The organism is Sulfitobacter sediminis (genome assembly GCF_040811725.1).
In the GTDB taxonomy this organism is placed as follows: domain Bacteria; phylum Pseudomonadota; class Alphaproteobacteria; order Rhodobacterales; family Rhodobacteraceae; genus Sulfitobacter; species Sulfitobacter sediminis.
Window position 1 is genome coordinate 1 of record NZ_JBFNXX010000087.1, and the last position, 1,355, is coordinate 1,355.

Genomic DNA, 1,355 nt, shown 5'->3' on the forward strand with positions numbered 1-1,355 from the left:
CAACTGCTCATGCCCTCCAGCTATCATGCTGGATTCGCGAGATGAATCCCTAGCGGGATTTGTGCAACAAAGCCGAACTGCGTCTTAAGCAGGAAGCTCTCCGCCAGACTGAAGCCATCGCGCTTCGTTTTCCGGAAGTAACTCGGCAAGACGTTCATGAAATACGCGAAGATCATTTTCTGACAACTTGCCCTCCCACTTTCCACTACTTGCGCTATCGAAGAACGCAGCTGGGTCTTTGAAGGTTGCAGACCTTTGAGTGTCTTCCCTGGCACTTGCACGCGCATTGGCTTGCATGCTTTCGAACTGCATACTGTCTTTGATCGCGACCAAAGTGTCATCGTCAATTTCCAGGCCAAGAACCGAAGCGAGCTTTCTCGTATGAGAGAGCAAGTCGCGCCGCATATCAGCATAATGGAAAATATGTATGTTGGAGTGTTGGATGTTCGACTTGAAGGATTTGAAGTGATGAACGATGGCCTCAAGGGTGATCCCGTCGGCCATCTCCTCTCGGTCGGTCGCACCAAGGAACAGGGCGAATGACGCTGACGGCTCATCCGGGAATCTGTCCTGGATCAGGTCTTCCTGCAGGTTGGCCACGTGACGACGCATCGAAAAATGAGCGTCGATTGGGTGTCTGTATACTGCGATGTAGGTGCAATCGGGATCGTAAGGAATGCCATCAAATGGCGTATGCGTCTTGATGCATCTTCTGTGGTTCTGAGCTTCGAACATTCGAGCTATGGGGAGTTGATCTCGAAATGCAGGATCAAGCCAAACCGACAGATCGTTCATTACCTTGTCCATACCGGGCTTTTCGAACAGGAGCGACAACACAAGTGCCTGTGTCCAAGTTGTTCCGCACTTGGGCGGTGTTGCGACAATCACATCTCCTTTGCGGAGCGCGAATGTGTCCCAAATCCGGTTATCGGTAAGAATTGTTCTGTACTCGGATGATTTTTTGGAAGGCGCTCTTAGTGCCATTCTGTTCTCCGCCAATGAACCCTTGGATGAGACGATAGCAAGTCAGCTACAATGAACCTAGAACTTTGCTGGGACACTACGACCCGGGAAGCTGCTCAAAGCGCCAAAGCAAAACGTCCAGGCGCCGCCGGACGGCCGGTTTGTCCCGCAACTCGGACTCAGAGCCTGATCCCGCGAGTGTCTGCTGTTGGCAAAAGCTGCCATTCACGCCAGAAACTGCGCATCGGTGCCTATGAATGACCGCTTTTAACCGGACCGGACGTTCGCCGAAATCGGTGCTATGACTGCAAGGCGGAGATGTTGTTGAAAAACTCTGCTTGAGCGAAGCGTGATCGGCTGATTCACTTGCCCTGAGGCAAGGGAGATCTGGC

Annotated in this window: 1 protein-coding gene; it reads right to left on the reverse strand. The window is 52.3% G+C overall.

What is annotated here, in order from left to right; all coding sequences use genetic code 11:
• Positions 1-84: 84 nt before the first annotated feature.
• Positions 85-984 (reverse strand): sulfotransferase domain-containing protein, encoded by a 900-nt coding sequence (locus tag AB2B41_RS23260; protein WP_367880212.1) that lies wholly within the window; start codon positions 982-984, stop codon positions 85-87.
• Positions 985-1,355 lie beyond the last annotated feature (371 nt).